This window comes from Streptomyces sp. NPDC004838 (genome assembly GCF_053600955.1).
The window spans coordinates 1-17,604 of sequence record NZ_JBSGAW010000045.1 but is presented as its reverse complement, the minus strand read 5'-3'; the positions used below and the strand labels follow the sequence as shown (position 1 = coordinate 17,604).

At 68.8% G+C, this 17,604-nt stretch carries 12 protein-coding genes; 9 read left to right on the top strand and 3 right to left on the bottom strand.

Annotation, left to right across the window (positions count from 1 at the left end):
- Positions 1–280: 280 nt before the first annotated feature.
- The gene (gene eccCa, locus ACWEFL_RS33860) at positions 281–4,258 is read right to left on the bottom strand and encodes a type VII secretion protein EccCa (RefSeq protein ID WP_451720418.1); all 3,978 of its coding nucleotides are present in this window, start codon (positions 4,256–4,258) and stop codon (positions 281–283) included.
- 656 nt (positions 4,259–4,914) lie between these two features.
- On the opposite strand from eccCa, the gene eccD reads away from it, so the two are divergent.
- From eccD to ACWEFL_RS33830, 6 genes are all read left to right on the top strand, one after another.
- Entirely contained in the window at positions 4,915–6,414 is a 1,500-nt protein-coding gene (eccD, locus tag ACWEFL_RS33855; RefSeq protein WP_451720415.1) for a type VII secretion integral membrane protein EccD, read from the top strand.
- A 296-nt stretch (positions 6,415–6,710) separates the two neighbouring features.
- Entirely contained in the window at positions 6,711–7,001 is a 291-nt protein-coding gene (gene rpsO / locus ACWEFL_RS33850) for a 30S ribosomal protein S15 (protein WP_003958228.1), read from the top strand.
- Between the two features lie 406 nt (positions 7,002–7,407).
- Positions 7,408–9,624 (top strand): polyribonucleotide nucleotidyltransferase, encoded by a 2,217-nt coding sequence (locus ACWEFL_RS33845; protein WP_451720411.1) that lies wholly within the window; start codon positions 7,408–7,410, stop codon positions 9,622–9,624.
- Positions 9,621–11,000, top strand: coding sequence for a M16 family metallopeptidase (locus ACWEFL_RS33840; protein WP_451720408.1), 1,380 nt, complete (start codon positions 9,621–9,623; stop codon positions 10,998–11,000). The genes ACWEFL_RS33845 and ACWEFL_RS33840 overlap by 4 nt, the downstream gene beginning before the upstream one ends.
- 179 nt (positions 11,001–11,179) lie before the next feature.
- Complete coding sequence (dapB, locus tag ACWEFL_RS33835) at positions 11,180–11,932, top strand: 4-hydroxy-tetrahydrodipicolinate reductase (RefSeq protein ID WP_451720405.1); 753 nt, start codon at positions 11,180–11,182, stop codon at positions 11,930–11,932.
- Between the two features lie 17 nt (positions 11,933–11,949).
- The gene (locus ACWEFL_RS33830; protein ID WP_451720402.1) at positions 11,950–12,402 is read left to right on the top strand and encodes a hypothetical protein; all 453 of its coding nucleotides are present in this window, start codon (positions 11,950–11,952) and stop codon (positions 12,400–12,402) included.
- Between the two features lie 131 nt (positions 12,403–12,533).
- Here the strand turns inward: ACWEFL_RS33830 and ACWEFL_RS33825 are convergent, their stop codons facing one another.
- Complete coding sequence (locus ACWEFL_RS33825) at positions 12,534–13,091, bottom strand: hypothetical protein (RefSeq protein ID WP_451720399.1); 558 nt, start codon at positions 13,089–13,091, stop codon at positions 12,534–12,536.
- A gap of 96 nt (positions 13,092–13,187) precedes the next feature.
- Positions 13,188–13,427 carry a hypothetical protein gene (locus ACWEFL_RS33820; RefSeq protein WP_451720498.1) on the bottom strand — a complete coding sequence of 80 codons (240 nt, stop codon included), beginning with the start codon at positions 13,425–13,427 and terminating at the stop codon, positions 13,188–13,190.
- Between the two features lie 164 nt (positions 13,428–13,591).
- Between ACWEFL_RS33820 and thyX the strand changes: the two genes are divergently transcribed.
- The 3 genes from thyX to ACWEFL_RS33805 all read left to right on the top strand — a co-directional run bounded on the left by thyX (position 13,592) and on the right by ACWEFL_RS33805 (position 17,357).
- Positions 13,592–14,332, top strand: coding sequence for an FAD-dependent thymidylate synthase (thyX, locus tag ACWEFL_RS33815; protein ID WP_451720396.1), 741 nt, complete (start codon positions 13,592–13,594; stop codon positions 14,330–14,332).
- Between the two features lie 290 nt (positions 14,333–14,622).
- Positions 14,623–15,522, top strand: a complete 900-nt coding sequence (dapA, locus tag ACWEFL_RS33810) for a 4-hydroxy-tetrahydrodipicolinate synthase (protein WP_451720393.1) — start codon at positions 14,623–14,625, stop codon at positions 15,520–15,522.
- Between the two features lie 149 nt (positions 15,523–15,671).
- Positions 15,672–17,357 (top strand): ribonuclease J, encoded by a 1,686-nt coding sequence (locus tag ACWEFL_RS33805; protein ID WP_451720390.1) that lies wholly within the window; start codon positions 15,672–15,674, stop codon positions 17,355–17,357.
- The last annotated feature ends 247 nt before the right edge of the window (positions 17,358–17,604 follow it).

The window sequence follows — 17,604 nt, the reverse complement described above, 5'->3', positions numbered from 1 at the left end:
CCCCCGTGTTCACCGTCTCGGGCGGCCCCTTTCGGCAGCGCCCGGAACGAACCTATTGACGTGCTGTCACTGCTTGCAAGCGCCGCCCCCAAGCCCCAACTTGACGAAGTACGACCACACTTCCATCGCCGAATCCTGATTCACGCGCACCACGTGAGGAGCGAAGAGGAGCGAAAAGAGGCGAAGGGAGGCGAAGAGGGGCACGACAAGGCGCGGGCGTCGAGGGCGTCGCGCTCCGACGCTTCCCGCGCCCTGACGCCCCAGCCACGCCCCCGCGCCCTCAACTGTGCTCGTCCGGAGCCATCAACCCCGTCTGCACCAGCGGATTCCCGCGCTGACGGGAGACGAAGACGCCCCGGCCCGTCGGCATCGGCCGAAGCCGGACACCCCCCAGGACATCGCCTTCCTGCGGGTCTCCAGAGAGCAGCACACCCTGTGCGCCCAGCTCCATCATCCGCTGCATGAAGGGCTCGTACGAGGCACGGCTCGCGCCGGCCGAACTCCGGGCGATGATGAAGCGGACGCCCACGTCGCGCGCGAACGGCAGCAACTCCGTGAGCTTCCCCAGCGGGTTGCCGCTCGACGTCGACACCAGGTCGTAGTCATCGACGACCACGTACACCGTGGGCCCCCGCCACCAGCTCCGGTCCCGCAGCTGTCGGGCCGTCACATCGGCCGACGGCGTCCGGCGCTGCATCAGGTCGGCCAGAGCGTCCACATGGTGCTCCATGTTGTTGGACATGGGGACGTACTCGGCGAGATGCGTCGCCGGGGTGACGTCCAGCAGCGCCCGCCGGTTGTCGATCACGAAGAACTTCGCCGAATCGCCGTCGTACCGCTCGGTGAGCTGCTTGATGAGCAGTTTCAGCAGGTTGGACTTGCCCGATTCGCTCTCGCCGAACACCACGAAGAACGGGTCGCGCTCGAAGTTGAGGTAGACGGGTTCCAGATTGTTCTCGTCGATGGCGAAGGCGACACCGCGCTGAGGCTCGGCCAGGCCGGACGGCAGACTGTCCGCCGGGAGCTCGCGGGGCAGGAGCCGTACGGCGGGAGCCCCCGGGGCCGTCCAGTGGCGGTTGACCTCCTGGGCCATCGCGGCCGTCGCCTCCGACAGATCGCTGCTGGAGTTGATGCCGTCGATACGCGGAACCGCAGCCATGAAGTGCAGCTTCTCGGGCGTCAGACCACGTCCCGGCACACCCGTCGGCACATTGACGGCGGCCTTGCGGTCCAGCTCGGAGTCCATGGTGTCACCGAGGCGCAGCTCCAGCCGGTTCATCAGGAGGTCCTTGAGGTTGGCCCGGACCTCCAGCGAGCGCGACGCGGAGACGATCAGATGGATTCCGTAGCCGAGCCCCCGCGCGGCGATCTCGAGGACGGCGGGCTCCAGACCCTCGTAGTCCGTACGGAAGTTGCCCCAGCCGTCGATGACCAGGAACACGTCGCCCCACGGCTGCTCCGCCACCGAGATGGCACCGCGCGCCCGCATGGTGCGGAACGTGGCGATGGAGTCGATGCCCGCGCTGCGGAAGTACTCCTCGCGGCGGGAAAGGATGCCGTACACCTCGGCGACGGTCCGCCGGACCCGCTCGGGGTCCAGACGGGAGGCGATCCCGCCGACATGCGGCAGCCCGGCGACCGCCGACATACCGCCGCCGCCGAAGTCGAGCCCGTAGAACTGGACCTCCTGCGGGGTGTGCGTCAGAGCGAACGCGGAGATCAAGGTGCGCAGCAGGGTCGACTTCCCGGACTGCGGGCCTCCGATGATCTGCATATGGCCCGCCGCGCCGGAGAAGTCCCGGTAGAGGGTGTCGCGGCGCTGCTCGAACGGCTTGTCGACCACGCCCAGCGGTACGACGAGACGGCCGGCGCCCTCGTAGCCCGGCTGGGTGAGGCCCCGTCCCTCCACATTCGTCAGTCCGGGGACGAGCTCGTCCAGCGGCGGCGGATTGTCCAGCGGCGGCAGCCACACCTGGTGAGCCTCCGCTCCCCGCCCTTCGAGCCGCCGCACGATCACGTCGAGTACGGAGTCGGCCAGCGCGTCGTCCTCGGAGGTACGCGCGTCCGGCACGGACGGCCGGGCCGTCGGCTCGACGTATCGGATCGGCACGGGAGCCGCCGTGAACGGCACCGGCCTGCGGTCCACCGGCAGAGGCCCCCCGGCGGAGGCCGCCTGGTGGCCGCTCTCGCGGTAGACGCCGGAGACGTACGCGGCCTTGAAGCGGTCCATCTCGTCCGTGCCGTACTTCAGATACCCGGAACCGGGCACGTTCGGGAGCGTGTACGCGTCGGGGACGCCCAGCGCCGCCCGCGACTCGGCCGCCGAGAAGGTCCGCAGACCGATCCGGTACGAGAGATACGTTTCCAGACCGCGCAGCCGCCCCTCCTCCAGCCGCTGCGAGGCGAGCAGCAGATGCACACCGAGCGAACGGCCGATCCGGCCGATCTGCACGAACATCTCGATGAAGTCGGGCATCGCGGTGAGGAGTTCGCTGAACTCGTCGATGACCAGCACGAGGGACGGAATGGGCTGGAGCGGGGCGCCGGCGGCGCGTGCCTTCTCGTAGTCGTGGATGTTCGCGTAGTTGCCGGCGTCTCGGAGCATCTCCTGACGGCGGTTCAGCTCACCGCGGATCGAGTCGCCCATGCGGTCGACCAGCGTCAGATCGTCCGCGAGGTTGGTGATCACGGCGGCCACGTGGGGCATCTGCGACATGCCGGCGAAGGTGGCGCCGCCCTTGAAGTCCGCGAGGACGAAGTTGAGCGTCTCCGAGGAGTGTGTGACGGCGAGGCCGAGTACAAGCGTACGGAGCAGTTCGGACTTGCCGGAACCGGTCGCGCCCACACAGAGACCGTGCGGCCCCATGCCCTCCTGCGCCGCCTCCTTGAGGTCGAGCATCACCGGAACGCCGTCCTCGCCGACACCGATGGGCACGCGCAGCCGCTCCGACTGGGAACGGGGCCGCCAGGTGCGGCTGACGTCGATGGACGCCGCGTCACCGAGGTTCAGCAGATCGGTGAAGTCCAGGTTGGCGAGGAGCGGTTCGTCGTCGTCGCCGCCGGAGGCGACCCTCAAAGGGGCCAGCTGGCGGGCGAGCGCCTCGGCGGCTTCCATGCTCAGCAGGTCCGGCACACCGTCGTACACCAGCCCGTGCCCGGACTCCAGCCGCAGCGAATCGGGGTGCACGACCACTGACAGTCCGCCGCGCGCCCCGGTGACCTCGCCCGGAACGACCTCGATGACCGTCACACCCTGGAGCCCCTCGGGCGCGGCGAGCGGAGACGTAGCGGGCACCGACTGCCCGTCGATGATCACGACGAGATGCGGCTGGTCGAGCAGGGGATGACCGCTGCCCTGGAACCGGGGGCGTCCGTCCAGCCGTCCGCCGAGCAGCTCCTCCAGATCCCGTGCGTCGGTTGTGATCAGCCGGCGGCTGCCCGCGCCGTCACCGGGGCCGGGAGCCTGGAGGTGCGGCAGCCACTTCGTCCACTCCCAGTGGTCCACTGCCTCACGCCCGGCGGCGACGGTGATGACCAGGTCCTCGGGGGAGTGGAGCGAGGCGAGCGTGCCGAGCATCGCGCGCGCCGTCGCCCGTACGGATTCCGGCTCACCGCTCACCGTCAGGTGGTAGAAGGCGCGCAGCGACACGGCCATCGGCAGGCCGTCCAGCGTTCCGTGCGCCGACAGGAACTGTCGCATCGCGCCCGCCGTGAGCGGCTCCAGCTCGTCGACCGGCGCGGTGTCGGGCGCGATCAGCGGGGTGGCCAGCTGCTGGCTGCCCAGACCGATGCGGACCTGCCCGAAGTCGGCGTCCCCGACGCGCCGTTCCCATACCCGGCTGCCTTCGGCGACGAGCGCCCACAACTGTTCGGGGGAGGGGTGGAGGTAGTACTGCGCGTCACGCTGGAGGCGTGCGGTCCGCAGCACCGCCCGGCGGGTCTGCGTCAGATACTTGAGATAGTCGCGCCGCAGATCGGCGAGTTCGCCCTGGGTGCCACGCCGGTAGCGGACCAGCATCGCGATGGCCATGGCGATCGTCGAGGCGATCATCACCATGCCCATGATCCTCATGATCGGATTCGGGGTCATGAAGAAGAAGACGACGGAACCGCCCATGCCCAGCATCGGCAGCAGCTGCATCAGCGCGCCCTCCTGCTGTCCTCGCGGCAGCTCGGGAGGGGGTTGCAGCTGCAGATGCTCGCTCGGCACCTCGGAAGGCAGGACCCGTGGTGGGCGCTTGACGACGATCTGACTCACCAGCTCACCAATTCCCTTGCCGGACGGGATTGTTCCTATCGGCGCCCCCGTGGCGACGGGTTCCGTCCGCGGTCAGGGATCCTACTTGCGCCGAGGTCAAGGAGCGGGCGGTAGGGTGACGCGATGTGTTTGCGTGCCCGTGAACTGCCGTGAAAACCGGGTCAATCGGAGCGCAATGCCGGACCGGGCGAAATGGCCTGGACGAATTGAATTCGGACCGAGCGTATGGATTCGGATTGTTCGGGCGGTGCGCGAAGCCGGACCTATCGGTGCATGACGGCTGTACGCGAGCTGCGGGAAGCCGAAATGAAGGCGAAGTGTGAAGTCTCTGTGTGAAGTCTGTACGGAGCGCCTTCCCTGCGGGACGGCTGTGGAGCCGCCACGCAGTCGGTGCACGAGATGCGTGAGATGCACCAGATGCACGGGAACACGGACGCGGACGGACAGCGCACGAACGACGAACCCTGAACGACGAACCGCGAACCACGAACCGCGAACCACCACGCGGCCTGAACGACAGCGGCCTGAGCAACGCGGTCCGAACGACAGCACGACGCGAGAACGACGACGCGTGACCAAGAACGACGACGTGTGACGCCGATCCACATGAACAAGCCGATGCACAGGAAGAACACGAGGGGATGCAGCAGGTGAGTATGACGGCCTCAGCGGCGGCGAACGGAACCGGCCACCCGGGTCCCGTGACTCCGTCCAGCAGCGGAACCGGCTTCTGCCGGGTGACGGTCGTCGCGCCCGACGGCCGCGTCGACGTGGCACTGCCCGAGGACATCGCCATCGCGGACCTCTACCCGGAGATCCTGCGGCTGTCCGGACAGAGCCCCGAACCAGGCGCCCCGGTCGGTTACCACCTGGTACGCCGCGACGGCACCGTCCTCGACAGCGCCCGCTCCCTCGGAGCGCAGCGCATCCTCGACGGCGAACTCCTCTCCCTCCGCCCCTTCGCCGAATCCCTCCCCCCGGCCGTCTTCGACGACGTCTCCGACGCCGTGGCCACCTCCGTCGCCCGCGACCGCACGCTCTGGACCGACACCCTCATGCGCGGCGCCGGGCTCCTCGGCGGCGGCGTACTGCTGCTTCTGCTCGCCTTCGTGCTGTGGACCTCCGACCCCCGCCACGACATGCACGGTCTGCCGGGCGTCCTCGCAGGCGTCACCGCGGCGCTCCTTCTCGCACTCGCCTGTGTACGCGCACGGGTGTACGACGACCGGGGCTCGGCCATCGCGCTGGGCATCGGCGCGATGGCGAACGCGGCCATCGGCGGAACCGGACTGCTGCCCCTCGCGGACGGCCAGGGAATCGGCAAGCTCCAGTTCCTGCTCGCCTGCGCCGCCATCCTCATCTTCGCGGTGATCCTCACCATCGTCGCCCCCGGCGGCGACGGCCCCTTCGTCGCCTTCGTCTTCGCCTCCGCCATCGGCCTGCTGGCCACCTTCGTCGCGATCACCCGCGAACTGGAACCGATCGAGACGGCCGCCATGTGCGCCCCGCTCGCCGTGGGGGCGCTCGCCTTCCTGCCCGGCCTCTCCACCCGCTTCGCCCGCCTGCCCATCGGCTTCGACCCGCCCCGCACCACGATCGGCGACTACGGCTCCGACCCGGAACCCCAGGGCCCGGTCGACGCCGAGCGCATCGCCGCCCAGGCCCGCCGCGGCCACGAACTGCTTGTGGGCCTCGTCGGCGGCTGCGCCCTGCTGGCCGTCGGCTCGGCCGCCGTCCTCGGTTTCTCCAGCAATGTCTGGGCCCAGACATTGGCCCTCGCCACCGGCATCGCCATGCTGATGCGCGCCCACCTCTTCCGCTACACCGCCCAGGTCGGCTGCGCCCTCGCCGCGGGCCTCGGCGCCCTGGTGCTCCTCGGGCTCGGACTCAGCCTCAACCCGCCGGCCGAGCTGGTACGCGACGCCCTCAAGGGCGACGCCACGGCGCTGGACATCCGTACGGTCTGGCTCGCCGCCGCCGTCGCGGGCGTCGCCGCGCTGATCACCGCCATCGGCCTGATCGTGCCGCGCAAGGGCGTCACCCCCTTCTGGGGACGTTTCCTGGAGATCGCGGAGACGTTCGTCCTGCTGACGCTCCTGCCGCTGTGCCTCGCGGTCTTCGACGTCTACCACGCGATCCGGGCGATGACCTCGTAGCGGCCGTGACGTTCACACTCCCGACCCGTCCCCGCCCTGGAACCGACCGACCCGCCCCACCCCGGACTCCCGACCCCCGCCGTACAAGGACCGCCCGGCCCCGCCGCGGCCGGCGACCGGCCGCGCGCGGTACCGGCCCGGCCGGCTGGTACTCTGGGTGACGGCCGTTTGTGTACGCGTTCCCGGAATCCCTGGGATCTGCGCCCATCGGACCTCCGCCTTCGAGTCATGGAAGCTCCCTTGAGATCAAGACCAAGGGCACTCGCGGGCGCTTTGAACACACCGAGGAGTACCGAGTGTCTCTCGACGCCGCCACGAAGAAGCAGATCATGGCCGAGTTCGGCACCAAGGAGGGCGACACCGGCTCCCCCGAGGTCCAGGTCGCGATGCTCTCCCGCCGTATCTCGGACCTGACCGAGCACCTCAAGACCCACAAGCACGACCACCACTCCCGCCGTGGCCTGCTCATCCTGGTCGGCCAGCGCCGTCGGCTGCTGCAGTACCTGGCCAAGAAGGACATCCAGCGCTTCCGCGCCCTGGTCGACCGCCTCGGCATCCGCCGCGGTGCGGCCGGCGGCGCCAAGTAAGACGCCATGGAGGGGAGCGGTTCCCACTGGAAAGGGAGCCGCTCCCTTTTGCTGTACATGGTGGCCGATCGCCGTACGTGACGGCTGTACGTGATAGCCGTACGTGCGCGACCTACCGGACGGCCCTTAGTCTGGTCGCAGAAGGCAACACGGAACAACACGCGATACCACCGCGGTACCGCACGAGAACGCAACACCGAACGAACGCGACACCGAACGCGACAACTGAACGAGGGAGAAGCCGACTCGCCGCCGCCGGTCCTCGGTAGTGGCTCCCGGGACTCGAACCCCGGGTGCTTCGATCGAAGACCGGCCCAGTCCGAGAGCTTCTCCGCCTGTCTCCCCGCCACACGGGCGAGGGGACCAAAGACGATCAACGTAACGAAACGTAACGGAGAAAACGCTAGTGGAGAACGAGACCCACTACGCCGAGGCCGTCATCGACAACGGCTCCTTCGGCACCCGCACCATCCGCTTCGAGACGGGCCGCCTCGCCAGGCAGGCAGCCGGTTCCGCCGTGGCGTACCTGGACGACGACACCATGGTGCTGTCGGCCACCACCGCTTCCAAGAAGCCCAAGGACCAGCTCGACTTCTTCCCCCTGACGGTCGACGTCGAGGAGCGGATGTACGCGGCCGGAAAGATCCCCGGATCCTTCTTCCGCCGCGAGGGCCGGCCCTCCGAGGACGCGATCCTCACCTGCCGCCTCATCGACCGGCCGCTGCGCCCCTCCTTCAAGAAGGGCCTGCGCAACGAGATCCAGATCGTCGAGACGATCATGGCGCTCAACCCCGACCACCTCTACGACGTGGTCGCCATCAACGCCGCCTCCTGCTCCACGCAGCTCGCCGGCCTGCCCTTCTCCGGCCCGATCGGCGGCACCCGTGTCGCACTGATCAAGGGCCAGTGGGTCGCGTTCCCGACCCACACCGAGCTGGAGGACGCGGTCTTCGACATGGTCGTCGCCGGCCGGGTTCTCGAAGACGGCGATGTCGCGATCATGATGGTCGAGGCCGAGGCCACCGAGAAGACGGTCCAGCTGGTCAAGGACGGCGCCGCCGCCCCGACCGAGGAGGTCGTCGCCGCGGGTCTGGAAGCCGCCAAGCCCTTCATCAAGGTCCTGTGCAAGGCCCAGTCCGACCTCGCCGCCAAGGCCGCCAAGCCCGAGGGCGAGTTCCCCGTCTTCCTGGACTACCAGGACGACGTGTACGAGGCCCTGGCCGCCGCCGTCAAGGCCGAGCTGTCCCAGGCGCTCACCATCGCCGGCAAGCAGGACCGCGAGGCCGAGCTGGACCGCGTCAAGGAACTGGCCGCCGAGAAGCTCCTCCCGGCCTTCGAGGGCCGCGAGAAGGAGATCTCCGCCGCCTACCGCTCCCTGACCAAGTCCCTGGTGCGCGAGCGCGTCATCAAGGACAAGGTCCGCATCGACGGCCGCGGCGTCACCGACATCCGCACCCTCGCCGCCGAGGTCGAGGCCATCCCGCGGGTGCACGGCTCCGCGCTGTTCGAGCGTGGCGAGACCCAGATCCTGGGCGTCACCACCCTCAACATGCTCCGGATGGAGCAGCAGCTGGACACCCTCTCCCCGGTGACCCGCAAGCGGTACATGCACAACTACAACTTCCCGCCGTACTCCGTGGGAGAGACGGGCCGCGTCGGCTCCCCGAAGCGCCGCGAGATCGGCCACGGAGCGCTCGCCGAGCGCGCCATCGTGCCGGTGCTGCCGACGCGCGAGGAGTTCCCCTACGCGATCCGTCAGGTGTCCGAGGCCCTCGGCTCCAACGGCTCGACCTCCATGGGCTCCGTCTGCGCCTCCACCATGTCGCTGCTGAACGCCGGTGTGCCGCTCAAGGCCCCCGTCGCCGGTATCGCCATGGGCCTGATCTCCCAGGAGATCGACGGCAAGACGCACTACGTCGCCCTCACCGACATCCTCGGTGCGGAGGACGCCTTCGGCGACATGGACTTCAAGGTCGCCGGTACGAAGGAGTTCGTCACCGCCCTCCAGCTCGACACCAAGCTGGACGGCATCCCGGCCTCCGTCCTGGCCGCGGCCCTCAAGCAGGCCCGTGACGCCCGCCTCCACATCCTCGACGTGATGATGGAAGCGATCGACACCCCGGACGAGATGTCCCCCAACGCCCCGCGGATCATCACCGTCAAGATCCCCGTGGACAAGATCGGCGAGGTCATCGGCCCCAAGGGCAAGATGATCAACCAGATCCAGGAGGACACCGGCGCCGAGATCACGATCGAGGACGACGGCACCATCTACATCGGCGCCGCCGACGGACCGGCCGCCGAGGCCGCCCGGGCCACGATCAACAGCATCGCCAACCCGACCATGCCGGAGGTCGGCGAGCGCTACCTGGGCACGGTCGTCAAGACGACCACCTTCGGCGCGTTCGTCTCCCTGCTCCCGGGCAAGGACGGCCTGCTGCACATCTCGCAGATCCGCAAGCTCGCCGGCGGCAAGCGCGTGGAGAACGTCGAGGACGTGCTCGCGGTCGGCACCAAGGTCCAGGTCGAGATCGCCGAGATCGACTCCCGCGGCAAGCTCTCCCTGATCCCCGTGATCGAGGGCGAAGGCGCCGAGGACGTGAAGGACGACGCCGCCAAGTGACGTCGCGCAGCTCGCAGGCGACGGCCCGCACCTCCTCGGAGGCGCGGGCCGTCGCCCGTACCCAAACGCTCCTCAAGGGTGAGAACGGCATCGGCACGGTCCGCCGCACCACCCTCCCCGGCGGTCTGCGGATCGTCACCGAAACCCTCCCCTCCGTACGCTCCGCCACCTTCGGCATCTGGGCGCACGTCGGCTCCCGGGACGAGACTCCGGCCCTGAACGGCGCCACACACTATCTGGAGCACCTGCTCTTCAAGGGCACCCGGCGCCGCAGCGCACTCGACATCTCCTCGGCGATCGACGCGGTCGGCGGCGAGATGAACGCCTTCACGGCGAAGGAGTACACCTGCTACTACGCGCGGGTGCTCGACAGCGACCTGCCGCTCGCCATCGACGTGGTCTGCGACATGCTCACCGGCTCGCTCATCCTCCAGGAGGACGTGGAGGCCGAGCGCGGGGTCATCCTCGAAGAGATCGCGATGACCGAGGACGATCCGGGCGACTGCGTCCACGACCTCTTCGCGCGCACCGTCTTCGGCGACACGCCGCTCGGCCGCCCGGTCCTCGGCACGGTCGACACGGTCAACGCGCTGACCGCCGACCGGGTCCGCCGCTTCTACAAGAAGCACTACGACCCGACCCACCTGGTCGTCGCCGCAGCGGGCAACATCGACCACGCCGCCGTCGTACGCCAGGTCCGCCGCGCCTTCGAGAAGTCCGGCGCCCTCACCCGTACGGACGCGGTCCCGCTCGCTCCCCGTGACGGCAGCCGCAGTGTGCGCACGGCGGGCCGGGTCGAACTCCTCGACCGCAGGACCGAGCAGGCCCATGTCGTCCTCGGCATGCCCGGCCTCGCCCGGACCGACGACCGCCGCTGGGCCCTCGGCGTCCTGAACACCGCCCTCGGCGGAGGCATGTCGTCCCGACTCTTCCAGGAGGTGCGGGAGAAGCGCGGCCTCGCCTACAGCGTGTACTCGTACACCTCGGGCTTCGCCGACTGCGGCCTCTTCGGCGTCTACGCCGGCTGCCGGCCCAGCCAGGTCCACGACGTTCTGAAGATCTGCCGCGACGAGCTGGACCGCGTGGCATCGGACGGCCTGTCGGACGACGAGATCGGCCGAGCGATCGGCCAGCTCTCCGGCTCCACGGTGCTCGGCCTGGAGGACACCGGCGCGTTGATGAACCGGATCGGCAAGAGCGAGCTGTGCTGGGGGGCGCAGATGTCCGTCGACGAGATGCTCGCCCGAATAGCCGCGGTCACCCCTGAAGAAGTACGCGCGGTGGCCGGGGAAGTCCTGGGACACCGTCCCTCCCTGGCGGTCATCGGCCCGCTCAAGGACCGCCAGGCGGACCGGCTGCACGAGTCGGTCTCCTAGGCCGCTTCTGGTGGATCTTGCTGGGCTCGCGTGCCCTGGCACCGCACCTCGCTGCGTTGTCGTCGGTCGCCGATGCTCCGCATGGACTCCCTCCTCCGCCTTGCGATGCACGGCACCAGACCCCGCTCACTGACCCAGCCTGATCCACCAGAAACGACCTAGATCTAAGGAATGAACTGATGAGCAAGCTCCGCGTGGCCGTTCTCGGCGCCAAGGGCCGTATCGGCTCGGAAGCGGTACGGGCCGTCGAGTCCGCCGACGACATGGAACTGGTGGCCGCACACGACCAGGGCGACAGGCTGGAGGGCCTGGTGGAAGCCCAAGCCCAGGTCGCGATCGAGCTGACCACCCCCGCATCGGTGATGGGCAACCTCGACTTCTGCGTACGCCACGGCATCCACGCGGTCGTCGGCACCACCGGCTGGACCGACGAACGCCTCGCGCAACTCGGCACCTCGCTCGCCGCGTCCCCTCGCACCGGTGTGTTCATCGCACCGAACTTCTCCATCGGCGCGGTTCTCACCATGAAGTTCGCTCAGCAGGCGGCGCGGTACTTCGAGTCCGCCGAGGTCATCGAGCTGCACCACCCGAACAAGGTCGACGCCCCCAGCGGTACCGCCACCCGCACCGCCCAGCTCATCGCCGCCGCCCGCGCCGAGGCGGACCTCGGCGCGCAGCCCGACGCGACCGCCACCGCGCTGGACGGCGCCCGCGGCGCGGACGTCGACGGAGTCCCGGTCCACTCCGTACGCCTGCGGGGCCTCCTCGCCCACCAGGAGGTGCTGCTCGGCGCCGAGGGGGAGACCCTGACCATCCGCCACGACTCGCTCCACCACAGCAGCTTCATGCCGGGCATCCTGCTCGCCGTGCGGCGGGTCGGGTCCGTGCCCGGTCTCACCTACGGGCTGGAACACTTCCTGGACCTCGGCTGAGCGGAACCCCGAACGACATGCGCGCGAAGATCACCTACTTCGTCACGGCAGCCGCCCTGGTCGTGTACTTCGTCCTGGTCGGCAGCCGTGGCCTGATGCTGATACAGCAGGGCACCCTGCTGACCTTCACCTTCGGGGCCGTGGTACTGATCCTGCCCGTCATCGGCGGCTGGTTCCTCTGGGCGAACACCCGGTTCGTCACCCGGGCCAACCGGCTCGCCGCGGAACTCGAGGCCGAGGGCGGCCTTCCCGTCGACGACCTCGCCCGTACCCCGGCCGGCCGCATCGACCGCGACGCCGCCGACGAGGTCTTCGCCAAGCGCCGCGCGGAGACCGAGGACTCCCCGGACGACTGGCGCTGCTGGTTCCGTCTGGCCGTCGCCTATCGCGACGCCCGTGACACCCCCCGGGCGCGGAAGGCGATGCAACGCGCGATCGCGCTGCACGGCGCGCGCCCGTCCGGCGACTGAGCAGACGAGACCGGGAGCCGGAGTCGGCGGGGGCGACGCCCCGGCAGTTGTACGGACGCCCTGAGCCCGGCCCCTAGTGCGGGCGGGGCGGTCCGGCGCCCCCTACAGGAGCGGTGTCCCCGGACGGTGCGTCACGCCGTGGCGGTGCCGTACTCGGAGGCCCACGCCTCGACCGTGTCAGCGGCCCGGTCGAACGCCTCGACCCGCTCCAGGAAGTCCGCGTTGTGGTCCGTCAGCAGCCCGAACGGTTCGGCGGCGCCCCGCCGCGACAGCACCAGCGCCTGCCCCTGCACCGTCCGCGGCAGCCCCAGCCACTTGACCGGCTGTTGCACGGTCCGTACATCGGTCGTCTCGTCCCACGCCAGCGTGGTCGTTATGAAGAAGCCGACCCTCCGCAGTCCGTGCCTGCTGACCCACACACCCATGCGCAGAAGCCGCAGGGCCGACCCGATCACCGCGAGCCCCAGGGACAGACAGGCCGCTGCCCCGGACAGCGCCCCGGCGAACGCGATGATCATGGCCGCGAGCATGATGAACGAGGCGAGCAGCAGCAGAACGGCCGCCGAGCCTACTCTCCAGGGCCCCGGACGGTACGGACGTCGCCAGAGGTCGTGGTCGTCGAAGGGCAGCGCGGTCTCGTCCTCGGTCGCGTCAAATGCGCGATCGGCCGTCAGGAAAGGCAGGGGCACGACTGATCCTCACTCACCAGCACGCTCGATTGGGGGCTGTGACGGGTGAGGCTACAGAGGCGTTCACCGGCCGACCACCCCAGGGGGCCGTACGAGTCAGGGGCGCTCGGCCGCCTCGGAGTGCTGGGCACGGCCCGTAGCACTGTCCGGTTCCAGCGCGGGGATACCGAACAGCAGGGAGCCGACCAGTCCGGCGACGATGGTCAGCCCGATCAGCGTGCGACCCGTGAGCTGGGAGACGCTCGGGCGTTCGCGCGGAGGAGGAGTGACGTTACTGCGGAAGCTGTCGGCCTCGGCGACGAACGAGAACGGGACGGCTTCCCGCCGGCGGAACATCAGGTCACTCTCCTTGGTCTTCGGGCTGTCACCCATACAGACGAACGAATCGTCGAATCGGTGCCCGATTTCGGAAATCCGATGGCGGGGAGCCTCTGAGAAGCGTGGACTAAAGTGGTCGCCGCCCAGCTCAGCCCAGCTCAGCCCTTGGAAGGACCCCCCTGGTGACCGACACTTCCGCCGAGACCGCGACCCCCAGTTTCCGTGGCGATGTGACCGTCGAACTGGTGAAGCACTCCGCCGGGGACTCCGACGTCCTGTGGGCCGCCCGCGTCTCCACGGCCGGCGAGCAGTCCCTGGAGGAGCTGCGGAAGGATCCGGAGCGGTCGAAGGGTCTCATCAACTTTCTGATGCGGGACCGTCACGGCAGCCCCTTCGAGCACAACTCGATGACCTTCTTCATCAGCGCCCCGATCTTCGTCTTCCGCGAGTTCATGCGGCACCGCGTGGGCTGGTCGTACAACGAGGAATCCGGCCGCTACCGGGAGCTTCAGCCGGTCTTCTACATCCCCGCCCAGGACCGCAAGCTCGTCCAGGAGGGCCGCCCCGGCAAGTACGTCTTCATCGACGGCAGCCCGGCGCAGCACAAGATCGTCAGCGATGCCATGGAGGACTCGTACCGGCGTTCGTACGAGACCTACCAGGAGATGCTGGACGCGGGCATCGCCCGTGAGGTCGCCCGCTCGGTCCTCCCCGTCGGCCTGTTCTCCTCGATGTACGCCACATGCAACGCGCGGTCGCTGATGCACTTCCTCGGTCTGCGGACGCAGCACGAGCAGGCTAAAGTGCCCTCCTTCCCGCAGCGGGAGATCGAGATGGTGGGGGAGAAGATGGAGGAGCACTGGGCCCGGCTGATGCCGCTCACCCACGCCTCGTTCAACGCGAATGGCCGAATCGCTCCCTGATCCTCGACACCGCCGGGAACCGCGGCCGCGGTTCCCGGCGGAACATCGGCGAAGTGCCCGCCGGAGCCACCCGAATGGTCCCTCTCCCGAGGCACCCAGAGGTACAGATGTACGGATTCGCCCGGCGAAGTGTCCACATTGCGGTGTTTCGTGAACTTCATCTAGGCTGATCAAACGGACCCGGCACTGCCTGAACCCCCGAGCAGGCAGTGCCGGGCTCCTCATGCCACGTCGTACGTCACGTCCCCTGAAGGGCCACACCGTACTGAGCAGCGAGTAGCGTGTTACCCATGGCTCCGATCCACACTCCGCAGACCCCTTTCGGGCGGGTCCTCACCGCCATGATCACGCCGTTCTCGGCGGACGGCGCGCTCGACGTCGACGGCGCACAGCGTCTGGCGGCCCATCTGGTGGACGCAGGCAATGACGGCCTGATCATCAGCGGCACCACCGGCGAGTCGCCCACCACCAGCGACGCGGAGAAAGACCGGCTCGTACGAGCCGTACTGGAGGCGGTCGGAGACCGGGCCCACATCGTGGCCGGTATCGGCACCAACGACACCCGCCACAGCATCGAACTCGCCCGCGCGGCGGAACGCGCCGGCGCACACGGCCTGCTCGCGGTGACGCCGTACTACAACAAGCCCCCGCAAGAGGGCCTGTACCGTCACTTCTCGGCCATCGCCGACTCGACCGAGCTGCCCGTCATGCTCTACGACATCCCCGGCCGCAGCGGCGTTCCCATCGACACCGAGACGATCGTGCGCCTCGCCGAGCACCCCCGGATCGTCGCCAACAAGGACGCCAAGGGCGACCTCGGCCGCGCCAGCTGGGCCATCGCCCGCTCCGGCCTCCCCTGGTACTCCGGCGACGACATGCTCAACCTCCCCCTGCTCTCGGTCGGCGCGATCGGCTTCGTCTCCGTCGTCGGCCATATCGTCACACCGGAACTCCGCGCCCTGCTCGACGCCCATGTGAACGGCGACGTCCAGAAGGCCACCGAGATCCACCAGCGGCTCCTGCCGGTCTTCACGGGCATGTTCCGCACCCAGGGAGTCATCACGACCAAGGCGGCGCTGACCCTCCAGGGCCTCCCGGCCGGCCCCCTCCGTCTCCCTCTCGTCGAACTGAACCCCCAGGAGACGGCCCAGCTGAAGGCCGACCTCGCGGCCGGCGGAGTCCAGCTGTGACCACGGACTTGGCAAGACCTCATAACTGAATACGAGGACGGATCCGGGTGCGCGTCACGGCGGCCCGGACAAGGACATCTGCAAGTGCACGAATGTCATGTACGCCACGTGCCTCAGCGGTACGTGGCGTATGTGGTGAGGAGAGTCTTTTGAGTCATCCGCATCCCGAACTCGGCGCCCCGCCGAAGCTCCCCAAGGGCGGCCTGCGCGTCACCCCGCTCGGCGGCCTCGGCGAAATCGGCCGAAACATGACGGTCTTCGAGTACGGAGGCCGACTGCTCATCGTCGACTGCGGCGTTCTCTTCCCCGAGGAGGAGCAGCCGGGCATCGACCTCATCCTGCCGGACTTCACCACCCTGCGGGACCGTCTCGACGATATCGACGGCATCGTGCTCACCCACGGACACGAGGACCACATCGGCGGCGTCCCCTACCTTCTCCGGCTGAAGGCGGACATCCCGCTGATCGGCTCCAAGCTGACGCTCGCCCTCATCGAGGCGAAGCTCCAGGAGCACCGCATCCGCCCGTACACCCTTGAGGTCACCGAGGGCCACCGCGAGCGCATCGGCCCCTTCGACTGCGAGTTCGTCGCCGTCAACCACTCCATCCCGGACGCGCTGGCGGTCGCGATCCGCACCCCCGCGGGCATGGTGGTCCACACCGGCGACTTCAAGATGGACCAGCTCCCCCTGGACCGCAGGCTCACCGACCTCCACGCCTTCGCCCGGCTCAGCGAGGAGGGCATCGACCTTCTCCTCTCCGACTCGACGAACGCCGAGGTCCCGGGCTTCGTCCCACCCGAGCGCGACATCTCGAATGTGCTGCGCCAGGTGTTCGCGAACGCCCAGAAGCGCATCATCGTCGCCAGCTTCGCCAGCCATGTGCACCGCATCCAGCAGATCCTGGACGCGGCCCACGAATACGGCCGGCGTGTGGCCTTCGTCGGCCGCTCCATGGTCCGGAACATGGGCATCGCCCGAGACCTCGGCTACCTCCGGGTGCCGGCCGGCCTCGTCGTCGACGTCAAGACCCTCGACGACCTGCCGGACCACGAAGTCGTCCTCGTCTGTACGGGCTCTCAGGGCGAGCCGATGGCCGCGCTCTCCCGGATGGCCAACCGCGACCACCAGATCCGGATCGTCCAGGGCGACACGGTGATCCTGGCCTCGTCCCTCATCCCGGGCAACGAGAACGCGGTCTACCGCGTGATCAACGGCCTGAGCCGCTGGGGCGCGAACGTCGTCCACAAGGGCAATGCCAAGGTTCATGTGTCCGGCCACGCCTCGGCGGGCGAGCTGCTGTACTTCTACAACATCTGCAAGCCCAGAAACCTGATGCCGGTCCACGGCGAATGGCGCCACCTCCGCGCCAACGCCGAACTCGGAGCCCTCACGGGCGTCCCCAAGGACCACATCGTCATCGCCGAGGACGGCGTCGTCGTCGACCTCGTCGACGGCAAGGCCAGGATCGTCGGCAAGGTCCAGGCGGGATACGTCTACGTCGACGGCCTCTCGGTCGGCGATGTCACCGAGACCTCCCTCAAGGACCGCCGCATCCTCGGCGACGAAGGCATCATCTCGGTCTTCGTCGTGGTCGACTCCACTACCGGCAAGGTCGTCGGCGGCCCGCACATCCATGCCCGTGGCTCCGGAATCGAGGACTCCGTCTTCGCCGCGGTCGTCCCGAAGATCGAGGAAGCCATCGCCAAGTCGGCCTCCGACGGCGTCGCCGAACCCCACCAACTCCAGCAACTGGTCCGCCGAACGGTGGGCAAGTGGGTCTCCGACACCTACCGCCGCCGCCCGATGATCCTCCCGGTCGTCGTCGAGGTCTGACGGTCTGACGTCGCACTTTCTGGAGCGGAGCGCCTCGATTTGCATCGAGGCGCTCCGCTCCAGTAAGTTTACGGCTCCGCCCGAACGGGAACCCGGAGCGCTCATGCGCCCGCACAGGTGATCCGAGCGGGTCGGGAAAACCGACTCAGAATCTTCTGATAATGTCGGCACCGCCGAAAGGCAAAAGGCTTCTCCAATCGGCCGCTCGATCGAAATTCCAAGCCGGAAACGGAATGGGAAAAAGGTC